General features: G+C 69.9%; 18 protein-coding genes and 2 riboswitches. Of the genes, 12 read left to right on the top strand and 6 right to left on the bottom strand.

The genetic code is table 11. The features are described 5' to 3' along the window. The first annotated feature begins 8 nt into the window (after positions 1-8). The 6 genes from BCO18175_RS06815 to BCO18175_RS06790 all read left to right on the top strand — a co-directional run bounded on the left by BCO18175_RS06815 (position 9) and on the right by BCO18175_RS06790 (position 11659). The gene (locus BCO18175_RS06815) at positions 9-4997 is read left to right on the top strand and encodes a non-ribosomal peptide synthetase (protein WP_174979995.1); all 4989 of its coding nucleotides are present in this window, start codon (positions 9-11) and stop codon (positions 4995-4997) included. Then, complete coding sequence (locus tag BCO18175_RS06810) at positions 4987-6021, top strand: GNAT family N-acetyltransferase (protein WP_174979994.1); 1035 nt, start codon at positions 4987-4989, stop codon at positions 6019-6021. The genes BCO18175_RS06815 and BCO18175_RS06810 overlap by 11 nt, the downstream gene beginning before the upstream one ends. A gap of 32 nt (positions 6022-6053) precedes the next feature. Then, on the top strand, positions 6054-7430 hold the full coding sequence (locus BCO18175_RS06805) for a lysine N(6)-hydroxylase/L-ornithine N(5)-oxygenase family protein (RefSeq protein ID WP_174979993.1): 1377 nt from the start codon (positions 6054-6056) through the stop codon (positions 7428-7430). 22 nt (positions 7431-7452) lie between these two features. Then, positions 7453-9717 carry a TonB-dependent siderophore receptor gene (locus BCO18175_RS06800; protein ID WP_174979992.1) on the top strand — a complete coding sequence of 755 codons (2265 nt, stop codon included), beginning with the start codon at positions 7453-7455 and terminating at the stop codon, positions 9715-9717. A gap of 86 nt (positions 9718-9803) precedes the next feature. Continuing rightward, the gene (locus tag BCO18175_RS06795) at positions 9804-10643 is read left to right on the top strand and encodes a formyltransferase family protein (protein ID WP_174912259.1); all 840 of its coding nucleotides are present in this window, start codon (positions 9804-9806) and stop codon (positions 10641-10643) included. Then, complete coding sequence (locus tag BCO18175_RS06790) at positions 10643-11659, top strand: GNAT family N-acetyltransferase (RefSeq protein ID WP_174979991.1); 1017 nt, start codon at positions 10643-10645, stop codon at positions 11657-11659. The genes BCO18175_RS06795 and BCO18175_RS06790 overlap by 1 nt, the downstream gene beginning before the upstream one ends. Before the next feature lie 245 nt (positions 11660-11904). Here the strand turns inward: BCO18175_RS06790 and BCO18175_RS06785 are convergent, their stop codons facing one another. Then, on the bottom strand, positions 11905-12810 hold the full coding sequence (locus tag BCO18175_RS06785; RefSeq protein ID WP_174979990.1) for a nucleotidyl transferase AbiEii/AbiGii toxin family protein: 906 nt from the start codon (positions 12808-12810) through the stop codon (positions 11905-11907). Beyond that, positions 12779-13852: a type IV toxin-antitoxin system AbiEi family antitoxin gene (locus BCO18175_RS06780; RefSeq protein ID WP_174979989.1), complete on the bottom strand. Its 1074-nt coding sequence runs from the start codon at positions 13850-13852 to the stop codon at positions 12779-12781. Before BCO18175_RS06780 ends, BCO18175_RS06785 begins: the two co-directional genes overlap by 32 nt. A gap of 350 nt (positions 13853-14202) precedes the next feature. Between BCO18175_RS06780 and BCO18175_RS06775 the strand changes: the two genes are divergently transcribed. Next, positions 14203-15366, top strand: coding sequence for a M20 aminoacylase family protein (locus BCO18175_RS06775; protein ID WP_174979988.1), 1164 nt, complete (start codon positions 14203-14205; stop codon positions 15364-15366). A gap of 100 nt (positions 15367-15466) precedes the next feature. Then, entirely contained in the window at positions 15467-16006 is a 540-nt protein-coding gene (bamE, locus tag BCO18175_RS06770; protein ID WP_174979987.1) for an outer membrane protein assembly factor BamE domain-containing protein, read from the top strand. 25 nt (positions 16007-16031) lie between these two features. Here the strand turns inward: bamE and BCO18175_RS06765 are convergent, their stop codons facing one another. The 4 genes from BCO18175_RS06765 to cobA are packed head-to-tail and all read right to left on the bottom strand — an operon-like array spanning position 16032 to position 19102. Then, positions 16032-17336 carry a cobyrinate a,c-diamide synthase gene (locus tag BCO18175_RS06765; protein ID WP_174979986.1) on the bottom strand — a complete coding sequence of 435 codons (1305 nt, stop codon included), beginning with the start codon at positions 17334-17336 and terminating at the stop codon, positions 16032-16034. A 2-nt stretch (positions 17337-17338) separates the two neighbouring features. Beyond that, complete coding sequence (cobO, locus tag BCO18175_RS06760; RefSeq protein WP_174912235.1) at positions 17339-17941, bottom strand: cob(I)yrinic acid a,c-diamide adenosyltransferase; 603 nt, start codon at positions 17939-17941, stop codon at positions 17339-17341. A gap of 37 nt (positions 17942-17978) precedes the next feature. Beyond that, positions 17979-18356 carry a cobalamin biosynthesis protein gene (locus BCO18175_RS06755; RefSeq protein ID WP_174979985.1) on the bottom strand — a complete coding sequence of 126 codons (378 nt, stop codon included), beginning with the start codon at positions 18354-18356 and terminating at the stop codon, positions 17979-17981. Next, on the bottom strand, positions 18353-19102 hold the full coding sequence (gene cobA / locus BCO18175_RS06750) for a uroporphyrinogen-III C-methyltransferase (protein ID WP_174979984.1): 750 nt from the start codon (positions 19100-19102) through the stop codon (positions 18353-18355). The genes BCO18175_RS06755 and cobA overlap by 4 nt, the downstream gene beginning before the upstream one ends. Positions 19103-19272: 170 nt before the next feature. Then, positions 19273-19510: riboswitch (cobalamin riboswitch) on the bottom strand. Positions 19511-19623: 113 nt separating this feature from the next. Next, positions 19624-19889, top strand: a riboswitch (cobalamin riboswitch). Between the two features lie 330 nt (positions 19890-20219). Here cobA and cobW point away from each other — a divergent pair. The 4 genes from cobW (at position 20220) to BCO18175_RS06730 (ending at position 26874) form a co-directional block, all read left to right on the top strand. Next, positions 20220-21308: a cobalamin biosynthesis protein CobW gene (cobW, locus tag BCO18175_RS06745; protein ID WP_174979983.1), complete on the top strand. Its 1089-nt coding sequence runs from the start codon at positions 20220-20222 to the stop codon at positions 21306-21308. A 6-nt stretch (positions 21309-21314) separates the two neighbouring features. Continuing rightward, positions 21315-25124, top strand: a complete 3810-nt coding sequence (gene cobN, locus BCO18175_RS06740; protein WP_174979982.1) for a cobaltochelatase subunit CobN — start codon at positions 21315-21317, stop codon at positions 25122-25124. Next, complete coding sequence (locus BCO18175_RS06735) at positions 25121-26197, top strand: ATP-binding protein (protein ID WP_174979981.1); 1077 nt, start codon at positions 25121-25123, stop codon at positions 26195-26197. The genes cobN and BCO18175_RS06735 overlap by 4 nt, the downstream gene beginning before the upstream one ends. Positions 26198-26265: 68 nt before the next feature. Further along, positions 26266-26874, top strand: a complete 609-nt coding sequence (locus tag BCO18175_RS06730) for a vWA domain-containing protein (protein ID WP_174980110.1) — start codon at positions 26266-26268, stop codon at positions 26872-26874. Positions 26875-26885: the final 11 nt, after the last annotated feature.

Here is a 26885-nt window from a genome sequence, read left to right as displayed (position 1 = left end):
GACGACGGATGACGAAGGTTCAACCCGACTGGCTCGCGCTCGCGACGCGTTTCGCGCAACTGCCCGACGCGCAGCGCGCGGTGTTCATCGACAAGCTCGGCGCGGCCGGCATCGACTTCCGTGTGCTGCCGATCCCGCCGCGCACGCCGCGCAGCGACCGTGTGCCGGCGTCGTTCGCACAGACGCGCCTGTGGCTGCACGCGCGGCTGATCGATGCACCCGACGCGTATCACATCACCGAGCGCCTGGCGCTGACCGGCCCGCTCGACGTGCATGCGCTGCGACTGGCGTGCGACGCGCTGATCGCGCGCCACGAGGCGCTGCGCACAACCTTCGACGAAGCGCAGGATGGCGTCGCGCAAACGATCCACGCACCGCTGCGCTGCCCGTGGCGCGAGACTGATCTCGAAGCGTTGCCGGACGCGCAGCGCACGTCGCGGGCGGAAACCGTCGCGACGGCTGACGAAGCCGAGCCGTTCGATCTCGGCGCGGCGCCGCTCGTGCGTGCGCACCTGGTGCGCTTCGATGCGACACATCACTGGCTCGCGCTGACTGTCCATCACATCGTGTCGGACGGCTGGTCGTCGGGCGTGATGCTCGAGGAACTCGCGGCGTTCTATCACGCATACGCGTCCGACCGACCGGTGCCGCTCGCGCCGCTGCCGATCCAGTACGCCGACTACGCGCTGTGGCAGCGCCGCTGGCTCGACGCCGGCGAGCGTGACCGCCAGCTCGCGTTCTGGCGCGAACGGCTCGATCCGCAACGCGGCGTGCTGGCGCTGCCGGGTGCGGCTGCACGGCCCGCACGCCGCAGTGCGCGCGGCGCACGCCACGTGTTTTCGCTCGACGCACGCATCGGCGCGCAACTGCGCGCATTCGCGGCTGCATCGGGCGCCACGCCGTTCGCGGTACTGCTCGCCGCGCTCGATGCGCTGCTGGCGCGCGCGACCGGCGATGCACGGATCTGCGTCGGCGTGCCGGCCGCGAACCGCGAACGCGCGGAAGTCGCCGGCCTGATCGGCTTCTTCGTCAATACGCTGGCGATCGACGTCGATGTGCCCGGGCACGGCGATTTCTCGTCGTTGGTCGCGCGCACGCAGCGCGCGCTCGTCGACGCGCAGATGCACCAGGACGTGCCGTTCGAGCAGGTGGTCGACGCGCTCGGCGTGCCGCGCAGCGCGAGCCACCATCCGTTGTTCCAGGTGATGGCCGCGTACGGCGAACGCCGCGCGCTGCCGGCGCTCGGTGCGACGTCGGCCGCGTTGCTGCCGTCGGGCACGCCGTCCGCGAAATTCGACCTGACGCTTTCGGTCGAAGCGACGCCGGACGGCACGTTCGACGCCGCATTCATCTACGCGCTCGACCTGTTCGAAGCGGACGCGATCGCACGGCTCGCCGCGCGCTTCGTCACGCTGCTGGCCGATGCGCTTGCGCGCCCCGACATGCCGGTCGGCGATCTCGACTGGCTGCCCGCCGATGAACGCGCGCAGCTCTTTGCGTGGAACGCACCGGCGGGCGCGACCGAATCCGAACCGTTCGTGCCGGTGCATGCACGCATTGCCGCGCATGCGCAAGCACGGCCCGACGCACGCGGCGTGGCCGATATCGATCGCGCGCTGACGCGCGGCGAAGTCGACGCGCGTGCGGCCCGCCTGGCGCGCCATCTGGTGGCAGCCGGCGTTCGCCCGGAAATGCGCATCGGCGTTGCACTGCAGCGCTCGGTCGACTTGCTCGTCGCACTGATCGCGGTGCTGAAGTCGGGCGCCGCGTTCGTGCCGCTCGATCCCGCGCATCCGCGCGAACGCCTCGCGCAGATCGTCGGCGACGCGAACATCGCGCACGTGCTGACCGACGGCGCGAGCGCCGCGTCGCTTCCCGAACTGCCGGATCTGCGGGTGTGGCGTGCCGATGAAGTCGATGCACTCGACGCAGCCGCGCACATCGTGCTGCCGGACGTGCTGCCGGGCCACGCGGCCTATGCGATCTACACGTCGGGCTCGACCGGCAAGCCGAAGGGCGTGATCGTCGATCATGCGTCGTTCGCGCTGCATTGCGCGGCGATCGCCGAGCGCTACGGCGCGGGCGAGAACGACGTGTTCCTGCTGTTCCAGTCGGTCAACTTCGACGGCGCGCATGAAGGCTGGTTTTCGCAATACATGTCGGGCGCCGCCGTGTCGGTGACGGCCGACGTGCTGTGGCCGCCCGCGCAGACCTGCGCGATGATGGTCCGCGACGGCGTGACGATGACCTACGTGCCGCCTGGCTGCGCCGCGCAGCTCGCCGAATGGGCGCTCGCGCACGGCGCGCCGCCGACGCTGCGTTCGCTGACGGTCGGCGGCGAGGCGACATCGCGCGAAGCGTTCGCGATGCTGCGCCGCGCGCTGCCGAACGTGCGCGTGGTCAACGGCTACGGCCCGACCGAGACGGTCATCACGCCGACGCTGTGGATGTTCCGGCCCGGCGACGATCTCGCGAAGCTCGGCGACGCCGCGTACCTGCCGATCGGCACGCTGGTCGGCGCACGCACCGCGCATGTGCTCGACGAACGGTTGCACCCGCTGCCGGTCGGCGTGATCGGCGAACTGTATCTGGGCGGCGAGGGGATCGGCGTTGCACGCGGTTATCTCGACCGCCCGGCGCTGACGGCCGAGCGCTTCGTGCCCGATCCGTACGGTGCGCCGGGCGCGCGGCTGTACCGCACGGGCGACCTCGTGCGGCGTCGGGCGGACGGCGTGTTCGACTTCATCGGCCGCGTCGACCACCAGGTGAAGCTGCGCGGGCTGCGCATCGAACTCGGCGAGATCGAAGCCCAGCTTGCCGCGCACGACGCGGTGCGCGAAGCCTGCGCGGTCGTGCACGGGCAGGGCGCGCTCGCGCAGCTCGTCGCGTACGTCGAGCTGACCGCCGACGCCCGGGCGGCCGCGCAGCCGGTCGAAGCCGCGACGCTCGACGCACACCTGCGCCGCACGCTGCCCGACTACATGGTGCCCGCGCAACTGATCGTGCTCGACGCGCTGCCGCGCAATGCGAACAGCAAGGTCGACCGCGCACGGCTGCCGGCGCCGGTACGCGTCGAACGCGCGTACGAAGCGCCGCACGACGGCGACGAAGCCGCGCTCGCGGCGATCTGGTGCGACGTGCTGAATCTCGAGCGCGTGGGCCGTGGCGATCACTTCTTCGATCTCGGCGGCCATTCGCTCGCCGCCGTGCGCGTCGCGACGCGCGTGGCCGAACGGCTCGGCCGCGACGTGCCGGTGCGCGCGTTGTTCGAGGCACCGGTGCTCGCGCAGTACGCGCTTCAGGTGGCCGATGCGCCGCGCGCCGCGCATGCCGGTGCTGCGGCGCCGGGCGTTGCCGTCGCCAAGTCGGACGCACACGGCGTGTGGCCGCTGTCGCCGGCGCAGCTCGGCCTGTGGTTCCTGTGGCGCGCGCAGCCGGACAGCGCCGCGTACAACATTCCGGTCGCGCTGCGTGTGCGCGGGCCGCTCGACGTCGATGCGCTGCGCGCAGCCTTCGCGGATGTCGCGGCCGTGCATCCGGCGCTGCGTGCTCGGCTCGTTGCGCGTGACGGTGCACTGCCGGGCCAGCGGGTCGATGCGGAGGGGGCCGTCGAACTGCCGCTGATCGACCTGTCGGCGCACGCCGATGCGCTCGCTCGCGCCGCAGCGCTGACCGACGAGGATGCACTTGCGCCGTTCGATCTGGCAGCCGATGCGCCGCTGTGGCGTGCGCGGGTACTGCGGCTCGGTGCGGACGACCACGTGCTGTCGGTGACGATCCATCACATCGTGTCGGATGGCGAATCGATCGAGCTGTGGCTCGACGCGGTTCGTGCGCGCTATGTCGCTCGCGTACAGGGCGCTGTGCCGGCCGATGAAGCCGCCCAACCGGTCGTGCCGCTCGTGCTGCCCGCGCCGTGCCATCCGGCCCGCGTCGCTTACTGGCGCGATGCGCTGGCCGATCTGCCGGCGCGTGTGCTGCCGCAGCGCGCGGACGCGCCGGCCGTGCCGCAATGGCGCGCAGCCCGCATCGCGTTCGAATTCGACGGCGCGCTGATCCGCGCTGCACGCGACACGGCGTCGTCCGCGCACGCGACGTTGCCGATGCTGTTGCACGCGGCGCTCAACACCGCACTGTTCCGCGCGACGGGTGTGGCCGACCAGCCGGTCGGCGTGCTCGCGTCGACGCGCGAGCTGACGGGCGACGCGGCCCGCGACGCGCTTGGCCTCTTCATCAATTCGGTCGTCGTGCGCACGCGGATCGACCCGGCCGCGCGCCGTGCGGACGTGCTCGCGCAAGTGCGCGACACAGCGCTCGCGGCTTATGCACACGCCGACGTGCCGTTCGCGGACGTCGTCGCGGCGCTGCGCGCGCCGCGTGCCGCGCAGGCCAATCCGCTGTTCCAGGTGATGTTCAACTACCTGCGCCCGACCGGTGCCGCGGCGCGCGACTGGGCCGGCCTGTCGCTGGCCGGATTCGACGACGTGCGCCATCGCGTCGTGTTCACGCTGGAGCTGGACGTCGTCGAGCATCCGGACGGCCGCGTGAGCGCCGCGTTCTCATATGCGGACGAACTGCTCGATAGCGGCTTCGTCGATGCGCTCGTCGATGTCTACCACGACGAAGTCGCGCGTTTCGCGGGCGCGTCGGAAGCGGCGCTTGGCATGCCCGACAAGCGTGACGTTGCGCAGGCGTCTCTTCATGCGCATGCGGCAGGCAATGCGCGTGCGGCAACGCCGTCACGCGCACCGCATGCGGCTGCCGCGCTCGCGGCGCTGTGGTCCGACACGTTCGCGACGGCCGCGCCCGAAGCGGACGCCAACCTGTTCGAAGCCGGTGCGACCTCGTTCGACGTCGTGCGCTTCGTCGACGCGGCCAGCCGTGCCGGTCACGCGCTGACGGTCGCCGACCTGTTCGCGTCGCCGACGCTCGCGGCACTCGGCGCGCGACTCGATGCACACACGGAAACGGGACAAGAGGCGCGCCATGCTGGCTGAAGTGCGTCCGGACGGATTCACGATGCTCGATACCTACCGCCTCGCATTCGCGGACGGCCTGTTCGCCGTGCGTGACGGCGCGGAGATCCGCGTCGCGCAGGGCGACGGCATCGGCGCGCAGTTGCTGCGCGCGCAACTCGGCGACGACGGCGCGCTGCGCCTCGTCGCGTACAACCATCGCGCGGCGCCGGCGGACCAGCGGCGCGCGTTGCTGGCCGCATTGGCCGCGGCGTTTTCGGACAGCGCGCGCCACGCGGCGATCCGGCTCGACCCGGCCGCGTGGCCGGCGGTCGCGCTCGACGCGCTGCGCGCGAGCGGCGTGCTCGCCGACGGCGGCCGCTGCATGCGCGAGGGCTGGGCGCAGCAGGGCGATCTGTGGCTCGTCGGCCCGCATCTGCCGTGCGCGACGTTGCCGATGTTCACCGACGGTCGCCGTCATCCGCGCCGGCCGCCGGCGCCGCGCGGCGACGTCTACACGCGCGACCTGCCGGCGCTCGGCGTGCGCTTCACGCTGCGCGGCTGGCAGCCGGCCGAGGATGCCCAACGCGTCGCGCGCTGGTTCGACGAGCCGCGCGTGCGCGACGGCTGGACGGGCGTGCAGCCCGGCGCGGACGGCCCGCAAGGCACCGCACCCGATGCCGATCCGCACGTGACCCCGCTCGTCGGCTGCTTCGACGGCGAACCGTTCGCGTATTTCGAAGCGTACTGGCTGAAGGAAGACGCGCTCGCACCGCACGTCGCGGCGCGCGACTACGACCGCGGGCTGCGGATGCTGGTCGGCGAGTCGCGCTGGCGCGGCCCGCATTGCGTGGCGGGCTGGCTGCCGTCCGTCGTTCATTACCTGTTTCTCGACGACCCGCGTACCGAAGCGGTCGGCTGTGCCGTTCCGGCCGGCCACGCGCGGGTTGCCGACCATCTCGCGCGGCATGGCTTCGCGCGGCAGCGCCGTCTCGCGCTGGCCGACGCGCAGCCGCTGTGGATGCACACGCTGCGCGAGACGTTCTTCTCCGGCCGTCACGTCTGACGCGCCGGATTCACCGACAAGGGAGCTGAGACATGCAGAGAGAAACCGTATTCGACCTGATCGGCGTCGGCTTCGGGCCGTCGAATCTGGCGCTGGCCATCCGCCTCGAGGAACGACGCACGACGCGCCCGTTCGCCCATTGCTTCGTCGAGCGCCAGCCGGAATTCGGCTGGCACCGCGGGATGCTGCTCGACGACTGCCGGATGCAGATCTCGTTTCTGAAGGATCTCGTCACGATGCGCGATCCGAAAAGCCGCTACACGTTCATCAACTACCTGTTCGAACGCGGCCGGCTGAACGAATTCGTCAACCTGAAGAACTTCTATCCGACTCGCGTCGAATTCCACGACTACCTGAGCTGGGTCGCCGAGGCGTTCGACGAGCACGTCCATTACAGCGAGACCGTGCTGGCGATCGAGCCGGTGCGCGGCGACGGCGCGAAGATCGACGCGCTGCGCGTGCTGTCGCGCGACGCGGCCGGCCACGAACGCCAGCGCGTCACGCGCGCGCTGTCGGTCGGCGTCGGCGGCACGCCGGCGATTCCGGACGCGTTCGCCGCGCTCGGCCGCGACCGCGTGATCCACTCGTCGTCGTATCTGACCGACATCGACCGGCTCGTCGCGTCGCCGGACGGCGAGCGCCGCCGCGTCGCGGTGATCGGCGCGGGGCAGAGCGCGGCCGAGGTGTTCATCGATCTCGCGCGCCGCTTCCCGCATGTCGACGCGAGCCTCGTGATGCGCGCAGGCGCACTGAAGCCGGCGGACGACAGCCCGTTCGTCAACGAGATCTTCAGCCCCGAATTCACCGACGTCGTCTATTCGCAGCCGCACGACGCGCGGCGCGCGCTGCTCGAGCGCTATCGCGACACGAACTACGCGGTGGTCGACCGGCCGCTGATCGAACAGATCTACGAAATGCTGTACCTGCAGCGCATCGACGGCACGCCGCGTCATGCGCTGCTCGCGAACAGCGCGATCGAGGCCGCGGTGCGCACCCCCGACGGCCGCATCGAGCTGACGCTGCGCGACCGGATGAGCGGCGCCACGCGCGTCGAGCGCTTCGATGCGCTCGTGCTGGCCACCGGCTATCGCCGCGACACGCATTCGGCGCTGCTCGAAGGGCTCGCACCGCACCTGGGCGATGCGCTTGTACGCGGTGACGTCACGCGCGACTACCTGCTCGCGACGCCCGAGCACTTCGCGCCGCGCATCTACCTGCAAGGCTGCTGCGAAGACAGCCACGGCCTGTCCGACACGTTGCTGTCGGTACTGGCGCGCCGCGCGGACGAAATCTGCGCGTCGCTCGAAGACGGGATCGCGCCCGCCCATGATGAAGGCGCGACCCGGGCATCACAGGAAAAACGACAGGAAAACGGGGTGAGCGCGAGCCGGATGGCTTTCGCTCTTTGACAAAGGCGCGGTCGGAGACCGCATGAAAAAAGTGGAGCAGAGAAAGATGGAGTGGGCAACAGGCACGCGTTTGCGTGCGATCGCAGCCGCGGCGAGCGTGGCGTTCGGTGTGGCGGCAGGGCAGGCACATGCCCAGGCGGCGCCGGCCGTGAACGCAGGCGCAGCGGCGTCGGCCAGCAGTGCGCAGAACGGTGCGGCGGCGAGTGCGTCGGCCAGTGCGTCGACCGGCACGCTGCCGACGATCAACGTCAACGCGGCCTCGGAAGGAGACGGCACGGTCGGGCTCGTCGCGAAGCGCAGCCGGACCGGCACGAAGACCAATACGTCGATCAACGAGATCCCGCAGACGATCAACGTCGTCACCGCGCAGCAGATCGAGATGACCGGCGCGACCGATGTGAACGCGGCGCTGCGCTACGTGCCGGGTTTCTCGTCGTACGGCTCGGACAACCGCTCCGACTGGTATTCGGCGCTGCGCGGCTTCACGCCGACCGCGTACGTGAACGGGCTGCAGGTGCCGAACACGCTGAACCTGTCGAGCTGGCGCGTCGATCCGTACATGATCGACAGCATCAGCGTGCTGCGCGGGCCGACGTCGGTGCTGTACGGCGCGGGCGACCCGGGCGCGATCATCGACGTGCAGACCAAGCTCGCCGACGGCGAGCGCGTGCGCGAGGCCGGCGTGCAGATCGGCAACTACGCGCGCAAGCAGTTCATGATCGACGTGGGCGACAAGCTCGATCCGGACGGCAAGTATGCGTACCGGTTCGTCGGCGTCGCACGCGACGGCAACGCGGTGACCGGCCCGAACAACGACCAGCGCGTCGCGCTCGCACCGTCGTTCCGCTGGCGTCCGAACGCGGATACGTCGCTGACGCTGTCGGCCACTTATCTGCAGGACTGGGGCGATATCTCGTCGAACTTCCTGCCCGCGCAGGGTACGGTGCTGCCGAACCCGAACGGTCAGATCAACAAGGACGTGTACGAAGGCGATCCGAACTTCAACTACTACCGCAAGAAGCAGTGGTCGGTCGGCTATCAGTTCGAGCGGAACCTGACGCAGGCCTGGACGTTCCGCCAGAACGTACGCCTGATGCACCTGTCGCTCGATAACGGCTCGGTGTGGGGCGCCGGCTTCGCCGACGGCAGCACGACCGACGTCAACCGCTGGGCCGGCGTGTTCCAGATGAACTACAGCCGCTTCGACATCGACAACAACCTCGAAGGTCGCTTCGCCACGGGGCCGCTCCAGCACACGCTGCTGCTCGGGTTCCAGTACAACCGCCAGACCGCGACCGACAGCGAATGGATGGCTGCCGCGCCGACGCTGAACATCTACAACCCCGTCTATACGCCCGTGACCACGGCCGTGTTCTCCGATCCGAACACCACGTATCGCACGAACACGTACACGACGATGAACACGTTCGGCCTTTACGCACAGGACCAGATCAAGTGGAACCGCTGGACGCTGACGCTCGGCGGCCGCGAGGACTGGGTCAACATGCGGATGGACGACCGTGCGGGCGGTACGTCGACGAAGGCTGATGTCACGGCGTTCACCGGCCGCGTCGGCCTCACGTACCAGGGCGATTACGGGCTGTCGCCGTACATCAGCTACGCGACGTCGTTCAACCCGCTGATTGGCGTGAACCTGCTCGGCGGCGGGCTGCCGCAACCGACGCGCGGCAAGCAGATCGAGGCCGGCCTGCGCTGGCAGCCGCCCGGCAAGAACCTGATGCTGAACGCGGCGATCTACCAGATCAACCAGACCAACGGGATCACGCCGGCGCTGCCGAGCCAGGACGATAGCGGCACGAAGTCGGTGCAGTCCGGCGAAGTGCGTTCGCGCGGGATCGAGTTGAGCGCGACCGGCAAGGTCACGCCGAACCTGTCGGTGATCGCGTCGTATGTCTACCAGGATGTGAAGATCATCAAGGCGAACGACAACACGCTGAACAACTGGCCGGTCGACGTTCCTCGTCCGCGCCAGATGGCATCGCTGTGGGCCGACTGGACGTGGCACACGGGGGCGCTCGCAGGCTTCGGCCTCGGCGGCGGCGTTCGGTACCAGAGCGCGTCGGCCGGTGGGGCCGACAACGCGCTGACGGTATCGAGCGTCACGCTGTTCGACGCGGGTGTGCACTACGACACGCGTAACTGGCGCTTCGCCGTGAATGGGACGAACCTGGCCAACCGCCACTACATCAGCGGCTGCCAATCGGTGAACGTCTGCATTTTCGGTACCGACCGCACCGTGATCGCGACCGCGAAATACAACTGGTGACGACGCGCGCCGCGGCTCGCCGGCCGGCCTTCATGGCCGGCGCGGGCCGGCCGCGGCGCCTTCGTCCGCTTTTCCACGACGCATCCATGCCGAAGAAAAATCTCGTCTACATCCAGTCGCTGCGCAACGGCGCAGCCGATCGTGCCGGGCAGCCGGTCGCTTATCAGGGCGGCACGCGCTACATGAAGGCGCCGCTCGAATTCCTCGTCGAACGCCTGAACGACTCGCCGCTCGGCGAGCGTTACACGCTCAAGGGCGTGATCGTCGACGACGACGACGGTTCGCCGGCCGACCGCGCGAAAGTCGCCGACTACGGCTTCGCCCGCACGCCGGGACGCCCGTGGATCCTGCCGGAAGGGTTGGCGGTGCAGGGCCGGCCGGTCGACGAACTGTTCTGCTCGATTCCGTCGACGTACCGGCGGCTGCCGCGCGACGCAAGCGAGCGCGCTGCGGGCAAGCAGGCGTTCGAGCGCCGCCTGCTCGAGCGCCTGCTCGAACTCGAAGCCGAGGTCGTCGTGCTCGACGGGCTGCTCGTGATCCTCGACGAACTCGTGCGGCCCGGCGCGCGCTTTCACCGGCGCATCGCCAACATCCACCCGGGCATTACCGCCGACGGTTCGCCGTACCAGCGGCGCGGCGCGTGGGCGACGCTCGATGCGCTGCACGGCGCGCGCGGCGAACGGGTCGACTGGGCGAGCGGCGCGACATCGTCCGTCGAGCCCGTGCTGATGACGGGTGCGTCGTTCCACTACGTCGACAACGGCATCGATTCCGGCGAGGTGATCAGCGACGTGCTCGACACGCCGATCGCGCCGGACGACACGATTCTCGAACTGCGCTGGAACAACTTCCAGCGCAGCCTGTTTCCGGCACTCGAGCGGGGGCTGCACGTCCTCGCCGACCGCCACGACGCGGGAGCACTGTGATGGAAGACACGCTGACGAAACCGGCCGGCGCCGCGGACGCCGTCGAAGGTGAAGTGGCCGCCGCGCTCGACGGCGCCGCACACGGGCAGGCAATGGCAGTCGCCGAGCACACGCTCGACGCGTGGCGGCTGGACGACTCGCCGGACGTACTGCTCGCGGCGTTCGTCGCGCTGTTCAACACCGACACGCGCTACGACGCGGCGACGATCACGGTGCCGCTCGGCGGCGCCGATGCGGCGGCAATCGCTTCGTACGTCGCGCGCGCGGTGCGCGAGGGCGTGATCGACGGCGCACAGGTTGCCGGCGACACGCTGCGCGTCACCGTGTCGCGCGCGACGTTCTGGCAGAACCCGCGGCCGTGGCTGAAGGCGCCGGCTTCTGGCGGGATGCCGCTGCGGCATGTGATCACGAACGGCCACCGGCACCCGGTGCGGCCGCCGTCGCCGGCCGGCGAAATCTATGCGCGCTACATGCCGCAGGTCGGGATGACGTTCAGCCTGCGCACCGTCGACATCGACGCGCACGCGGAGCTGTTCAGCGGCTGGATGAACCTCGATCGCGTCGCGCATTTCTGGGACCAGCGCGGCACGCGCGACGAGCACGCGGCGTATCTCGCCGAGCGGCTCGCCGATCCGCACATGCACCCGATGATCGGTTATTTCGACGACAAGCCGTTCGGCTATTTCGAGTTCTACTGGGCGAAGGAGGACCGTCTCGCGCCGTTCTACGACGCGCACGACTACGATCGCGGGCTGCACCTTCTGATCGGCGACTCGCGCTTCCAGAGCGCCGGCAAGCTGCATGCATGGTGGAGCGGGGTGCTGCACTACATGTTCGTCGACGAACCGCGCACGCAGCGGCTCGTGGGCGAACCGCGCGTCGATCACGTGCGGCACATCGCGTACATGCACCGGCTCGGGTTCTACACGCTGAAGGAATTCGACTTCCCGCACAAGCGCGCGGCGCTCACCGTGATCGAGCGCGATACGTTCTTCGACACTTTCCGGTTGCCGTGACGGTGCGGGTGCGCGGTGCGGCGCCGCGGCACGCCCGCATCGGCCGTCCGGGATAGGGGCTGCGCGGCCTGCGTCGTGAAGAATGGATCGCTATCCTTATCGACGACAGGTCCGCGACATGGCAAAAACTTGTGCGATAGCCGCGCGTTCGGCGCGTGTCGCCCGGTTATCGCTCGAAGACTGGGCGGCCTGAGCGCGGCCGGCCTGGTATCCACACGGTCGCGCGGCTGTTCCGCAGCCGCGCGTCACGTGCGGGGCGCGGGTTGGTCAACGAGAAAGGCGGTGCGGAACGCGTCGAGATACCGGTCGACGTCGTCGCTGAATTCACCGGGCAACAGCGCGAACGCGCGTGCCAGCAGATCCTGGCCGAGCGCCGCATAAGTCGCATCGTCCGACAACAGCGCGCGGATCGCGTCCCGCGTTTGCGGCGAAGCAATCCGTTGCGCCTCTCGCGCGAGCAGCGCGGCAGCGGCGAGGCCCGGCTGGAACGCGTGCATCTCGAGCAGGTCCGGCGCGGCATCCCAGATACGTTCGCGATTGCCGGCGTCGTGGAAATTCCGCAGCAGGAACAGCAGGTCGTACGCGTCGCTGTTCTGGCGCGCACGCCGGTCCTTCCACGCGAGCAGCTTCAGCAGCGCCAGCGCCGGCAGGCTGGCCACCGGCACCACGGTGCGCGCGTCGATCGACACCGGCAGTGCGGTGTCCACGGCCTCCTGAAACCCGAGCACGTTCAGCACGAATTCACCGCCGGGCGGCCACACGATCTCGCCCGGCGGCGTTTCGAGCGGCCCGAACGGCACGAGATCCAGCTCCGTGCGAAAACCGTGCGCGCCGCTGTCGAACAGCAGTTTCTGCTGCTGTTTCGGCGCGCGCGTGAATTGCCCGGTAGCGACGAGTGCCTCGATCAGCTGTTCATGAAATGGCCAGCTCACCACACACACCGCAACGTCGACGTCGCGCGTCGCGCGCACCGGCCGGATGCCGTGCACGTGCCACATCAGGATGTCGCGCGCGGTTGCGCCCGCCACCACGAACGCCGCGTCGAGGTGTGCGCAGGCCGATCTGACGGCCCGCAGCAGCGCGACCGCCGCGGGCTCGAGCGGCCGGCGTGGGTCGACTTCAAGCGGGCGGGTGGGCGAGGTATCGGTCATGGATGCGATCGGCGATGGCGAGATTGCGGCTGTCGCCGGACGAGACGAGATCCGCGTAGATCAGCAGCGGCGGCACGACCGGTACGTCCTGCTCGCGCCAGTCGAGTGCCGCGGACGGCGGCCAGAACGCTTCGACGAGTTCGACGTCGCCACGCTCGTCCGGACGCAGGCGGCCCTGGAGCAGCAGACGATTCGATGCAGGGCCGTGCGTATAGACGGTGATCGCGGCCGGTTTCAGGTCGTGCGTCAGCAGGTCGGCCGCCGGCTCGCCGCCGAGCCGCGCATCGAATGCCGCGAAATCGAAGCCGCGCCACCAGTCAGGCGCGAGGCTGGCAAACCGGCGGCTCGGCAGTTTCGCGCGCAAGCGGCTCGGGTAGAGCGCGACCCATTCCTGCACGAAGCGCGGCCAGTCGGGAATCAGGCGCTCGCCGTTGCGGCGCTGCCCGACGAGGCCGCGCGCGATCAGATCGTCCATCGCGAGATTGACCGTGCCGAGCGCGACGTCCGACGCGGCGGCGATCGCCCGGTACGGTTGCGCGACGAGGCCCGGCCGTGTCGCGAGCGCGAACATCACGGCCAGCCCCTTCGGCGTCGTCGCGCGCGATGCCTGTCGGCGCGGTGTGCGTGCGGGCTTCGGCCGTCCCGCAATCATCACGGTTGCCTCCGGCTGGATCAGGCATGCGTTGCCGGCGGTATCGAGAAACGGGATGCCCTGGTCGGTCAGTCCGGCGGCCAGTTCGGCTGAAAAATACGGCGCGACCAGCATCAGCGGCCGCTCGCCGGGCGTCGCGGGACCACCGCCGCGGCGGCGCATTTCCGCGAGCGCGCCTGCCAGCGATTCGACGCGCAGGCTCACGGCGACCGGCATCTCGAATGCCTGCCCGGCAACGTCGAATCGGATCATGGCGTCGGCATGCGCGTTGCAGGCGGCCGGCACGCGCACGGGCCGCGCGCGAAAGCGCCGGGTCGCGCTTTCGAACGCGGCGCAGGCTTCGTCGAGCACGTGCTGTTCCGGCACGGAGAGGGAAGGGTTCGCAGGCATCGAAGGGAATCGGATGTTCACTTTTCTGTCAGTGTACACAAAAAATGTACAACCATCAAAAAGTGAACAAGAATTCGCAAGTCTTTGATGGATAGGCACTATTCCATGATGCTGAGCGATAGTCATTGGTGTCGCCATGTGCAAGAAATCGATGGATGGCGCATAGCTTCACGCATCTGGCTCCGGTGCGGCAGTCGTCCGGATGGCCGGCTTGCGCTTGTCGTGCACGGCATTCACTAATGGCAACTGCCGGTTGCTACCGCGACGACTTTCCGTCTGCCCGGTTGCCGTTGAACCGACTATCCTTGCCTGCACATTCCCGCAGCACAGCACCCCAAGGAGACGACACCGTGACGCACAGCGTGATTCCCGCAGGCCTCGCCGACGAAATGATCGAGATCCGGCACCGCATCCACGCCCACCCCGAGCTCGGCTTCGAGGAATTCGCGACGAGCGACCTCGTCGCGGAACAACTGCAGTCGTGGGGCTACACGGTGCATCGCGGGCTCGGCGGCACGGGCGTCGTCGCGCAGTTGAAGGTCGGCAGCGGCGCTCAGCGCCTCGGCCTGCGCGCCGACATGGACGCGCTGCCGATCCACGAGGCCACGGGCCTGCCGTACGAGAGCAAGATCGCCGGCAAGATGCACGCGTGCGGCCACGATGGCCACACGGCGATGCTGCTCGCGGCCGCAAAGCATCTCGCGCGCGAGCGTCGCTTCTCGGGCACGCTGAACCTGATTTTCCAGCCGGCCGAGGAAGGGCTCGGCGGCGCGAAGAAGATGCTCGACGAAGGGCTGTTCGAGCTGTTCCCGTGCGATGCCATCTTCGCGATGCACAACATGCCCGGCTTCCCGACGGGCAAGTTCGGCTTCCTGCCGGGGCCGTTCACGGCGTCGTCGGATACGGTGATCGTCGACGTGCAGGGCCGCGGCGGCCACGGCGCGGTGCCGCACAAGGCGGTCGATTCGGTGGTCGTCTGCGCGCAGATCGTCATTGCGCTGCAGACGATCGTGTCGCGCAACGTGTCGCCGCTCGACATGGCGATTGTCACGGTCGGCGCGATCCACGCGGGCGAGGCGCCGAACGTGATTCCCGATCGCGCGCAGATGCGCCTGTCGGTGCGCGCGCTGAAGCCGGAGGTGCGGGACCTGCTCGAGACGCGCATCAAGGAAGTCGTGCATGCGCAGGCGGCCGTGTTCGGCGCGACCGCGACGATCGACTACCAGCGCCGCTATCCGGTGCTCGTCAACGATGCGGAAATGACCGCGTTCGCGCGCAACGTCGCACGCGAGTGGGTGGGCGATGCGAACCTGATCGACGGGATGGTGCCGCTCACCGGCAGCGAGGATTTCGCGTTCCTGCTCGAGAAGCGGCCGGGCTGCTACCTGATCATCGGCAATGGCGACGGGGAGGGCGGCTGCATGGTGCACAACCCCGGCTACGACTTCAACGACGCGGCGCTGCCGACCGGCGCGTCGTACTGGGTGAAGCTGGCGGAGTCGTTCCTGGTGTGACGCGTCGGCGCGTTTGACGCTTCTTGACATCGACGGGCCGGGCCGCGTGCTACGCTGCGCGCGACGCCGGACCGGCTCGATGAATACAGGTGCGTCCCCCATGCGAAGACAACTTTTGACGGTGCTGACGGCTTGCGCGTTCAGCGTTCTGGCGGCCGGATGCGACGACCAGAAGGTCGCCGATGCGGTGAATGCGCTCAAGCCCGATCCGATGGCGTTCGGCAATCTGCAGCCAGGCGTTTCGACGGCCGAGGACGTGCTCCGCCAGGCCGGCAAGCCCGAGATGGTCAGGCAACGCGAAGACGGCGCGCAGCGGTTCGAGTATCCGCGCGGTCCGTACGGCACCAGCACCTACATGCTCGATTTCGGTCCGGACGGCCGGCTCGTGTCGATCACGCAGGCGTTGACGGCAGCGAACCTCGCGAAAGTCGTGCCCGGGATGTCGAAGGACGACGTCCGGCAGTTGCTCGGCAAGCCGACCGAGGTCGCGCAATACGCGTTGAGCCACGAAGAGGTATGGAGCTGGCACTGGGCCGAGGGCGGCGTATCGGGCAGTGCGATGTTCAACGCGCATTTCTCGCCCGACGGCACCGTGGTCCGGACTTCGCGTTCGGAAGCGCCGGGCCGCGAAAAACCCTGACCTCCCGGCGCTTCATCGCGTTCCGTCAGAACGCCGTACCGCCGAACAGCGCCGCTGCCATCTCTGGATTCGACGGCCAGTACATGTGCATATACGTCGCGACGATCGGGCCCGTCTGATAAACGGCTTCACCGCTGCCGGGCGCCCCATCGGGCCGGGCAGCCGTCGCCACCGGCGCCAGCGGCGTATCGAGCCGCGAATAATGGAACGTATGACCGCGCATCGTCCCCGTGCGCATGTCCAGCTGCTGCATGCCGAGCGCCGCGAACCGGCGCTGCATCGTCGCCTGACCCGGCAACAACCCCAGCATCGGCGTCGTCACGCCGTCCACATCGGTCAGCGATTCGCACAGATACACCATCCCTCCGCATTCCGCGACGATCGGCTTGTCCGCTGCCGCGTGTGCGTGAATCGACCGCGCGGTCGTGGCATTCGCGGCGAGCCTTGCCGCATGCAGTTCCGGATACCCGCCCGGCAGGAACAGTGCGTCGCAGTCGTCCGGCACGGGTTCGTCGGCGAGCGGCGAGAAGAATCGCACCTGCGCACCGAGCGTGTCGAGCAAGGCGAGATTCGCCGGATAGATGAACGAAAACGCAACATCGCGCGCCACCGCGATCCGCTTGCCGGCGAGCGCACGCGGCAGCGGCGCTGCTGCATCCGGTTCCGCGAACGCAACAGCCGGCGGCAACTCGGCAAGCGCCGTTTGCGCGAGTGCATCGGCCGCGCGATCGAGCCGCGCATCGAGATCGTCGATGTCGTTCGGCTGGTGCAGGCCGAGATGCCGCTCCGGCAGCGCGATGCCCGCATCGGCGGGCATGTGCCCGAGCCAGCGCAAGTCGTCGGGCAACGCCTGTTGCAGCAGTTCCGCATGCCGGGCCGAGCCGACGCGATTCGCCAGCACGCCGTGAAACGGAAGTCCCGCCCGGAACCGCGCGAGCCCGAACGCGATCGCCGCGAACGTCTGCGCCATCGACTTCGCGGAAATCACCGCGACGACCGGCACGCCGAACGCGGCCGCGAGGTCGGCACTGCTCGGCGTGCCGTCGAACAGCCCCATCACGCCTTCGATCAGGATCAGGTCGGCATCGCGCGCGGCGTCGGCAAGCAGCGCGCGGCAGCCGGCCTCGCCGACCATCCCGAGGTCGAGCGCATGCACGGGCGCGCCGCTCGCGCGCTCGAGCAGCATCGGATCGAGAAAATCGGGCCCGGTCTTGAACACGCGCACGCGGCGGCCGAGCCGGCGGTGCAGCCGCGCGAGGCCGGCCGTCACCGACGTCTTGCCCTGGCCCGACGCGGGCGCACTGACGAACAGCGCGGGGCAGGCCGGCATGCTCAGAACTCCACGCCGCGCTGCGCCTTCACGCCTTGCTCCTTGTACGGATGCTTGACGAGCCGCATTTCGGTGACGAGGTCGGCCGCGTCGATCAGCGCGTCGGGCGCATGCCGCCCGGTCACGACGACGTGCACCGAATCGGGACGCGCGGCCAGCGTCGCGAGCACTTCGTCGAGCGGCAGGTATTCGTACTTCAGCACCGTGTTCAGCTCGTCGAGGATCACCATCCGGTAGTCGCCGCTTTCGATCATCCGGCGCGCCTCGTCCCAGCCCTTGCGCGCGGTCGCGATGTCGGCGTCGCGGTTCTGCGTGTTCCACGTATAGCCGTCGCCCATCGTGACGAAATCGCATTCGGCCACCGCGCCGAGGAAGTCGCGCTCGGACGTGTGCAGCGCGCCTTTGATGAACTGCACGACGCCGAGCCGCATGCCGTGGCCCAGCACGCGCACGGCCATGCCGAACGCGGCCGTGCTCTTGCCCTTGCCGTTGCCGGTGTTGACGATCAGCAGGCCCTTTTCATGGGTGGCGGCGGCCTGCTTCTTCTCGTGGCCCGCACGGCGGCGTTCGGTCATCCGTTGATGGGATTCGGCGTCGGTTTTCATCGGATTCGTCCTGTCGAAAGAAAGCGAAACAAAGGATTCAGAGCGGGCCGGCGAGTGCGACCGTCACGCCGTCCCGGATGGATTTGGGGCCCAGCAGCCGGCCGTGCGGTGCCGCGAGCTGCGCGCACGGCTCGGCCACGCCCGCGACGCCGAAGCGGGCGAGCGCGGCACCCGACGGGCCGCTCGCGGCCAGTTCGGGGCGGCTCGCGAGTTGCGCCGCGTCGAACGCAACCAGCGGCCAGCCGCGCCGCGCGCACAACGTGCGCAGCGCGCGGTCACGCGCCTTGTCGGCGAGCGTGGCGACGAGCGCCGGTTCGGCGGCCGGGTACAGCGTCAGCGCCGCGCGGATCGCGGCATCGAGCTGCGCGGCCGTCACGCCCGCGCGGAAACCGACGCCGAGCGCGACGCGCATCATGCGCCGCTGCCGAGCGCGGCACGTACCGCGGGATCGTCGGCGAACGCCGCGACGCGGCCGATCACGACGATCGCCGGCGAGCCGATGCCGGTTGCGCTGACGCGTTCGACGAGCGTGTCGAGCGTCGCGAGCACGTGCCGCTGCCCGGGGCGCGTCGCGTTCTCGATCGCCGCGCACGGCGTATCGCCGGGCAGGCCGCCGTCGCGCAGCGCGGTTGCAATCGCGTCGAGCCGGCGGATGCCCATGTAGACGACGATCGTCATGCGCGTGGCGGCGAGCGCGCGCCAGTCGGGTTCATCGGCGCCCGCGCCGTGGCCCGTGACGAAGATCACCCCCTGCGCGTCGCCGCGCTGCGTGACCGGTATGCCGATTGCGGCCGGCGCGGCGATGCCCGCGGTGACGCCGTTCACGACCTCGACCGGGAATCCCGCCGCGCCGAGCGCGGCCAGCTCCTCGCCGCCGCGGCCGAACACGAACGGATCGCCGCCCTTGAGCCGCGCGACGCTGCGGCCTGCTCGCAGATGCGCGAGCATCGCGGCGACGATCGCCTCCTGCGGCGTCGACGCATGACCGCCGCGCTTGCCGACGTGCTCGATGAGCGCATCGGCACGCGCATGGCGCAGCACGTCGGGATTCACGAGATCGTCGACGAGCAGCACGTCCGCCGTGCCGATCGCGTGGGCGGCCTTGAGCGTCAGCAGGTCGGCGTCGCCGGGGCCGGCGCCGATGAGCCAGGCGCGGCTCATCGGGCGTGGCACGGCGCGCACCGTGTCGAAACAGTGAAAAAGGGCAGGCAGGCGGCGCGGCGGCGGCCGGCGGACAGGTCAGGCATGACGGATCGAACGAAGCCCGCGCGGACGCGGGCGGAATGCGCACCCCATCCGTCCCCCGCGGATCGGGCGTTCGGCGAGCGTCGGGCTCGCCCCTTGCGTCGGCCGGTATCCGGGCTGGCCGCTTGCCAGGCCGCAGCCTTCCCGCCCGGCTGAAGGGCAGTGGCATCGTGGGCGGCATGGGCGCGTGCGCGGGGAAGCGCGTCGCGCGGGCGGCGTACCGTTGCGGGGACAGCACAGGCCGGGCGGTGGTCCGCCTCCTGTTTCCCGTTTAACTGCAGGCGCGGAATGCGCATGCGAGCACCGAACGCGGCGCATACGATAGCACAGCGATCCACCCGCGCGAACCGCCGCGCACGGCTTCCGGCCACGCGTGCCGGGCATGGGAAACCGGGCCTGGCGGCCCGCACCGCCTTGACGCTCCCCGCACCGCCGCCTACACTCGCACGCGTTTTGGTGCTCGCGCGCGCCGCTCCGGCGTGCGCAGTTAAACGGGAAACAGGAAGCCTGCCTGCGCCGCAGTCGAGCCAACCTGTGCTGCCCCCGCAACGGTAAGCGAACGCGTCGCGCGCAAGTGTGACGCAACGCCGCTTCGCCGCATGCCGCGCGCATGCGGACGACCGCCACTGGATGCCGCGTGCATTCGGGAAGGCGAAGCGGCGTGTTCGCCAGCCCGGATACCGGCCTAAACGTTGGGGTTCAGCGCCGCGGGGAGGCGGCGCATCGTCCACGGCCGCAGCAGGCCCGACGCCCGCGTGCCGCCCGTTTCCTCCGCCGATCCGTCCCTGCGCGAACCCGCGCCGGCCGGCGCGGTGAACGGCAGGCGGCGTGCAGCGGGCCAGCGGCAGCCGTGTTGGCACTCACGATGTCGACCGTTCGCAAGGAAGCACCATGTCCGATTCGTCGTACCACCTGTCCCGCGACTGTCCGTCCGGACCGCGCGGCGGCACGCCTGCGATCCGCCAGATGAGCTGCCACGCCGCCATCGACGCGACGATCCCGTCCTGATTCCATCTTCGACACCGGACCTACCATGACCCTACGCAAGCTTCCCGTCACGATCGTCACGGGCTTTCTCGGCAGCGGCAAGACGACGCTGATGCGCCACATCCTGCAGCATGCCGAAGGCCGCCGCATCGCGGTGATCGTCAACGAATTCGGCGAGCTCGGCATCGACGGCGAAATCCTCAAGGGCTGCGGCATCGGCTGCGAGGATGCCGAGGGCGCGCAGGGCGAAGCGGCGGGCCAGCTCTACGAACTCGCGAACGGCTGCCTGTGCTGCACCGTGCAGGAAGAGTTCTATCCGGTGATGGAAGCGCTCGTCGAGCGCCGCGCGGACATCGACCACGTGCTGATCGAAACCTCGGGCCTCGCGCTGCCGAAGCCGCTCGTGCAGGCGTTCAACTGGCCGACGATCCGCAACAGCTTCACGGTCGACGCGGTCGTGACCGTCGTCGACGGGCCGGCCGCCGCAAGCGGCCAGTTCGCGGAAAACCCGCAGGCCGTCGACGCGCAGCGCCGCGCCGATCCGAACCTCGACCACGAATCGCCGCTGCACGAGCTGTTCGCCGATCAACTGTCGTCCGCCGATCTCGTGATCGTGAACAAGGCCGATCTCGTCGGCGACACGGAGTTTGCGCAGATCGAAACCGCGATCCGCGACGAAATCCCGCCGCAGGTGAAGATCGTGCGCGCGACGCGCGGCGAACTCGACCTCGCACTGCTGCTCGGCCTCGAATCGGCATCGGAAGAAACGATCCACCTGCGTCACGATCATCACGGCTCGGCCGACGACGGCGATCACGATCACCATCACGACGATTTCGACTCGGTGGTCGTGTCGGGCGACGCCGGCACGCGCGAAGCGACGATCGCGGCGCTGCAGCGCGTCGTCGAGGCGCACACGATCTATCGCGCGAAAGGCTTCGCCGCGCTGCCCGGCGCGCCGATGCGGCTCGTGATCCAGGGCGTCGGGCGCCGCTTCGACAGCTATTTCGACCGTCGCTGGCAGGACGGCGAAACGCGCGCGAGCCGCTTCGTGCTGATCGGCGAGGATCTCGACGCGGCCGCGCTGCAACGCGCGTTCGACGCGGCGTGCGCGGCCGAGCCGCAACAGGCGTAACGCACGATGCATCTGCTGCGCACCACACCGGGCGGCTTCGTCGACGATACGCAGGGTGTCGTCCGGATCGACCAGCAGCCGGCCGATATCGTGATCCTGAGTTCGGCCGACACGACGCTGTCGCTGCTCGCGAGCGTCGTGCCGCACCTGCCGGCGGGCTTCCCGAGCGTGCGGCTCGCGAACGTCACGTTCCTGCGGCAGCCGGCGTCGGTCGACTTCTACGTCGACGACGTGCTGCAGCACGCGAAGTCGGTCGTGATCGACCATCTCGGCGGCGAGGCGTACTGGCCGTACGGGATCGAGCAGGCCGTGTCGCTCGCGTCGAAGCGCGGGCAGCAGCTCGCGATGTTCTCGGGCGACCTGCAGGAAGACCCGAACCTCGTCGCGAAGAGCACGGTCGCGCCCGACCTGTGCCGGCTGTGGTGGCGCTATCTGCGTGAAGGCGGCGTGCACAACGCCGAAGCGCTGCTGCGCAGCATTGCATTCCACACGCTCGGGTTCGGCGACGAACCCGAACTGCCGCGCCCGCTGCCGGCCGCGGCGCTGTATCACCCGGCGCGCGACCGTGCGAGCGTCGACGACTGGCGGCCGCGCTGGACGCCCGGCGCGCCCGTCGTCGCGATCCTGTTCTATCGCGCGCACTGGCAGGCCGCGAACACGGCCGTGTTCGATGCGCTGGCCGACGCACTCGTCGACGAAGGGCTGAATCCGCTGCCGATCGCGGTCACGTCGCTGAAGGACGCGGTGAGCCGCGAAGTCATCACGCAGCTCTGTGACACGCACGGCGTCGCGCTCGTGCTGAACACGACCGCGTTCGCGGCCGGCGCGATCGACAGCCCCGAACACGACGTGCTCGCCGGCGATGCGCCGGTATTGCAGGTGATCCTGTCCGGCGGCAATCGCGACGCGTGGGTGGCCGACAACCAGGGCCTGCATGCGCGCGATATCGCGATGCACATCGCGCTGCCGGAAGTCGACGGCCGCATCGTCACGCGCGCGGTGAGCTTCAAGGGGCTCGCGTACCGCTGTCCGCACACCGAGGTCGACGTCGTGCGCTACCAGCCGGACGCCGAACGGATCGCGTTCGTCGCGGCGCTCGCGCGCGGCTGGTGCCGGCTGCGCACGCTCGACAACATCGACAAGCGCGTCGGGCTGATTCTCGCGAACTATCCGCAAAGCGAAGGGCGGATCGGCAACGGCGTCGGGCTCGACACGCCGGCGTCCGCACTGCGCGTGCTCGCGGCGCTGCGCGACGCGGGCTACGCGGTGGCCGACCTGCCGCCCGACGGCGACGCGCTGATCGCGCGGCTCACCGAAGGCGTGACCAACGACGCGGCCGTGCATGCATTGCGTCCCGCATTCCAGAGCTTCCCGCTGGCGGACTACGTCGCGCGTTTCGCGCGGCTGCCGGCGGCCGTGCGCGACGCGCTGAACGAACGCTGGGGCCCGCCCGAAGCCGACCCGACGCTGCGGCAAGGGCGCTTCACGATCGCCGGCTGGCGCGCGGGCAACGTGTTCGTCGGCATCCAGCCGTCGCGCTCGCGCGGCGAGAACGACTATGCGAGCTACCACGACGCGGATCTCGTGCCGCCGCACGCGTATCTCGCGTTCTATTTCTGGCTGCGCGATGCGTATCGCATCGACGCGGTCATCCACCTCGGCAAGCACGGCAACCTCGAATGGCTGCCGGGCAAGAGCGTCGCGCTGTCCGACGCGTGCTGGCCCGACCTGACTCTCGGGCCGCTGCCGCACCTGTACCCGTTCATCGTCAACGATCCGGGCGAGGGCAGCCAGGCGAAGCGCCGCGCGCAGGCCGTGATCATCGATCACCTGATGCCGCCGCTCACGCGCGCCGAAAACTACGGCCCGCTGCAGGATCTCGAACGGCAGGTCGACGAATACTACGAAGCGCTGATGGTCGATGCAAGGCGCGCGAAGCTGCTGCGCAAGACGATCCTCGCGACGATCGCCGAGCACCGGCTGCATGACGAGCTGAGCGTGTCGCCGCCGCGCGATACGGGTGACGAGGATGCGCTGCTCACACGCGTCGACGCGTGGCTGTGCGAACTGAAGGAGGCGCAGATTCGCGACGGGCTGCACGTGTTCGGCGAGTCGCCCGCCGAGCGCCAGCGGCGCGACACGCTGCTCGCGCTCGCGCGCTTTCCGGTCGGCGACGGCAAGGGCGCACGCGCGGGGCTGATCGGCGCGCTCGCGCGCGATCTCATGCTCGGCGACGACTTCGATCCGCTCGCGGCCGACTGGGCCGCGCCGTGGGCCGGACCTCGGCCGGCCGTCCTGCAGGCACTCGACGCATCGCCGTGGCGCCACGCGGGCGATACGCGCGAACGGCTCGAACGGCTTGCGCAGCAATGGCTCGACGGGCTGTGCGCAGCGGACGGCGGCAACACGGGCGCCGACGCGACGCCTCCCGGCGACTGGCCGCATACGCTCGCCGTGATCGAACGCGCGCGCGCGACGCTGCTGCCCGCGCTCGACGCGTGCGGCGGCGAGGAAATGCGGCAGCTGCTGCGCGGGCTCGACGGCCGCTTCGTGCCGCCGGGGCCGAGCGGCTCGCCGTCGCGCGGCCGCCCCGACGTGCTGCCGACCGGCCGCAACTTCTACTCGGTCGACACGCGCGCGGTGCCGACGCAGGCCGCGTGGTCGCTCGGCCTGAAATCCGCGCAGCAACTGATCGAGCGCCATCTGCAGGATCACGGCGACTATCCGCGCGCAATCGGCCTGTCGGTATGGGGCACGGCGACGATGCGTACCGGCGGCGACGACATCGCGCAGGCGTTCGCGCTGCTCGGCGTGCGGCCGAAATGGGCGCACGGCAGCCATCGCGTGACCGACTTCGAGATCCTGCCGATCGAGATCTTCGACCGGCCGCGCATCGACGTGACGCTGCGCGTGTCGGGCTTCTTCCGCGACGCGTTCCCGAACCTGATGCACCTGTTCGACGCGGCCGTGCAGGCAGTGGCCGCGCTCGACGAGCCCGAGGAGCTGAATCCGATCCGTGCGCGCATCGAGCGCGAACGCGAGCAATGGATCGCACAGGGCGTGGCACCGGACGAAGCGCGGCGCCGCGCCGGCTGGCGCGTGTTCGGCGCACGGCCGGGCAGCTACGGCGCGGGCCTGCAGGACCTGATCGACCAGCGCCGCTGGCAGACCGACGCCGATCTCGCCGAGGCCTACCGCCAGTGGGGCGGCCATGCGTATGCGCAGAACAGCGCGGGCGACGCCGCGGCCGACGTGTTCGGCGAGCGGCTCGCGACGATCGACGTCGTCGTGCAGAACCAGGACAGCCGCGAGCACGACATCCTCGATTCGAACGACTACTACCAGTTCCAGGGCGGGATGACGGCGGCCGTGCGGCACCTGTCGGGGCAGCAGCCGAGCATCTACCACGGCGATCACGCGAACCCGGTCGCGCCGAAAATGCGCACGCTGCGCGAGGAAATCGCGCGCGTGATCCGCTCGCGCGTCGTCAACCCGAAATGGCTCGACGGCGTGAAGCGTCACGGCTACAAGGGCGCGGCCGAGATGGCGGCGACCGTCGACTACCTGTACGGCTATGACGCGACCGCGCGCGTGCTGTCCGACCATCAATACGCGCTCGTCGCCGACGCATACCTGTTCGACGACGCCACCCGCGCGTTCATCGAGCGGCACAACCCGAAGGCGCTGCACGGCATCTGCGAACGCTTCGTCGAGGCGATGCAGCGCGGCCTGTGGCAGCAGCCGGGCGACTATCGCGAACGGATCGAAGCGGTCTGGCTCGCGAGCGAACAACTCCAGGAAGGGGGACGGCGATGACCGATCCGACGACGCACCGTGCCCGCGCGGTTTTTCCGTTTGCGGCGCTCGTCGCGCAGGATGCGTTGCAGCAGGCGCTGCTGCTCGCCGCGATCGACCCGTCGCTGGGCGGCGTGCTCGTGAGCGGGCCGCGCGGCACCGCGAAATCGACCGCGGCGCGCGGCCTCGCGGAGCTGTTGCCCGAAGGGCAGTTCGTCACGCTGCCGCTGTCGGCGAGCGACGAGCAGGTGACGGGTACGCTCGATCTCGCGCATGCGCTCGCTGAAAACGGCGTGCGCTTCCGGCCGGGCCTGCTCGCGCGGGCGCATCTCGGCGTGCTGTACGTCGACGAAGTGAACCTGCTCGCCGACGGGCTCGTCGATACACTGCTCGACGTCGCCGCGAGCGGTGTGAACATCGTCGAACGCGATGGCGTGTCCCACGCGCACGACGCGCGCTTCGTGCTCATCGGGACGATGAATCCGGAAGAGGGCGAGCTGCGTCCGCAGCTGCTCGACCGCTTCGGCTTGATGGTCGAACTGGAAAACTGCTTCGACGCCACGCAGCGCCAGCGGATCGTGAAGGCACGGCTTGCATTCGATCTCGATCCGGATGCGTTCCGCGCGCGTCATGCATCCGCACAGCGCGAACTCGGCGACCGGATTCACGCGGCACGCGCACGGCTGGCGGCGCTCGATTTCGACGATGCCGTCCACGCGCGCGTCAGCGCGCTGTGCATCGATGCGGCCGTCGACGGGCTGCGCGCCGATCTCGTGATGCTGCGCGCGGCGCGCGCGCTCGCCGCGCTGGAGCAGGCCGATGCTGTGACGGTGTCGCATGTCGAGCGTGTGGCCGACGCGGTGCTGCGGCACCGGCGCCATGCGGGGACGCCGCCGTCGCACGGAGCGTCGCATCACGGTGGCGAGCGCGACGATCGTTCGCCGACGGATGCGCACCAGCGGCCCGACAACCGACCGGGCGAGACACAAGGCGATGCATCGGCAACGCAGGGCGACTGGGGTTATCTGCCGGCCGAACCGGCCGGGCTGCGCGACGTGAAAGGCGTGGTGCCGCTGCCGCTAAAAAAACGCTGAGCCATCGAGCCGGCGCCGCCGCGAACACCGTTCGCGGTCCTCGATGGCAATCAGGCGCCGCCGTGCGCGTGCCGGGCACGGCGCGTGCCGGCACGGCCGTCGCATGGCCGGCGACGCTCGCCGCGAAGCGCGGGCGCCCGCTGCATCGCGACCAGCTGCGCTTCCGCAAACGCGCCGGCACGCCGCACGCACTGCATTGCTTCGTGCTCGACTGTTCGGCGTCGATGCTGTCGCACGAGCGGCTCGCATTGGCGAAGGGGCTGATCGTCGCGTATTTCGACCAGGCCGCGCGCGACCGTGTCGAAACCGCGCTGATCTGTTTCGGCGGCAACGGCGCCGCGCGCCGCTTCGGCCCGGCCGTGCCGCGCTGGTGGAATGCGCGCTGGCTCGAACCGGTCGAGGGCGGCGGCGGTACGCCGCTCGCGGACGGCATCGCGGCCGCCGCGCAGTTGCTCGCGCGCGCGGCGCGGCGCGAGCCCGACAAGCAGCGCTGGCTGTGGGTGCTGTCCGACGGGCGCACGCGCGAGACGCCGGCGAAACCGGCGGCGGCCGATCACGTCGTGTTCGTCGACTTCGACGATGCGGCCGTGCGGATCGGGCAGGGCGCGCGGCTGGCCGACGCGTGGGGCGCGCAGTGGGTGACGGCCGACGCGCTGTGCACGGGCCGCGCCGGCTGATGGCCGGCCGG

Source organism: Burkholderia lata (assembly GCF_902499335.1).
In the GTDB taxonomy this organism is placed as follows: domain Bacteria; phylum Pseudomonadota; class Gammaproteobacteria; order Burkholderiales; family Burkholderiaceae; genus Burkholderia; species Burkholderia lata_B.
This window is presented reverse-complemented; position numbering and strand designations above follow the sequence as displayed.

Bases quoted from the DNA above. Each gene is read 5' to 3' on its own strand.
- BCO18175_RS06815 (WP_174979995.1), top strand. From the start codon at position 9: ATGACGAAGGTTCAACCCGACTGGCTCGCGCTCGCGACGCGTTTCGCG.
- BCO18175_RS06810 (WP_174979994.1), top strand. From the start codon at position 4,987: ATGCTGGCTGAAGTGCGTCCGGACGGATTCACGATGCTCGATACCTAC.
- BCO18175_RS06805 (WP_174979993.1), top strand. From the start codon at position 6,054: ATGCAGAGAGAAACCGTATTCGACCTGATCGGCGTCGGCTTCGGGCCG.
- BCO18175_RS06800 (WP_174979992.1), top strand. From the start codon at position 7,453: ATGAAAAAAGTGGAGCAGAGAAAGATGGAGTGGGCAACAGGCACGCGT.
- BCO18175_RS06795 (WP_174912259.1), top strand. From the start codon at position 9,804: ATGCCGAAGAAAAATCTCGTCTACATCCAGTCGCTGCGCAACGGCGCA.
- BCO18175_RS06790 (WP_174979991.1), top strand. From the start codon at position 10,643: ATGGAAGACACGCTGACGAAACCGGCCGGCGCCGCGGACGCCGTCGAA.
- BCO18175_RS06785 (WP_174979990.1), bottom strand. From the start codon at position 12,810: ATGACCGATACCTCGCCCACCCGCCCGCTTGAAGTCGACCCACGCCGG.
- BCO18175_RS06780 (WP_174979989.1), bottom strand. From the start codon at position 13,852: ATGCCTGCGAACCCTTCCCTCTCCGTGCCGGAACAGCACGTGCTCGAC.
- bamE (WP_174979987.1), top strand. From the start codon at position 15,467: ATGCGAAGACAACTTTTGACGGTGCTGACGGCTTGCGCGTTCAGCGTT.
- BCO18175_RS06765 (WP_174979986.1), bottom strand. From the start codon at position 17,336: ATGCCGGCCTGCCCCGCGCTGTTCGTCAGTGCGCCCGCGTCGGGCCAG.
- cobO (WP_174912235.1), bottom strand. From the start codon at position 17,941: ATGAAAACCGACGCCGAATCCCATCAACGGATGACCGAACGCCGCCGT.
- BCO18175_RS06755 (WP_174979985.1), bottom strand. From the start codon at position 18,356: ATGATGCGCGTCGCGCTCGGCGTCGGTTTCCGCGCGGGCGTGACGGCC.
- cobA (WP_174979984.1), bottom strand. From the start codon at position 19,102: ATGAGCCGCGCCTGGCTCATCGGCGCCGGCCCCGGCGACGCCGACCTG.
- cobW (WP_174979983.1), top strand. From the start codon at position 20,220: ATGACCCTACGCAAGCTTCCCGTCACGATCGTCACGGGCTTTCTCGGC.
- cobN (WP_174979982.1), top strand. From the start codon at position 21,315: ATGCATCTGCTGCGCACCACACCGGGCGGCTTCGTCGACGATACGCAG.
- BCO18175_RS06735 (WP_174979981.1), top strand. From the start codon at position 25,121: ATGACCGATCCGACGACGCACCGTGCCCGCGCGGTTTTTCCGTTTGCG.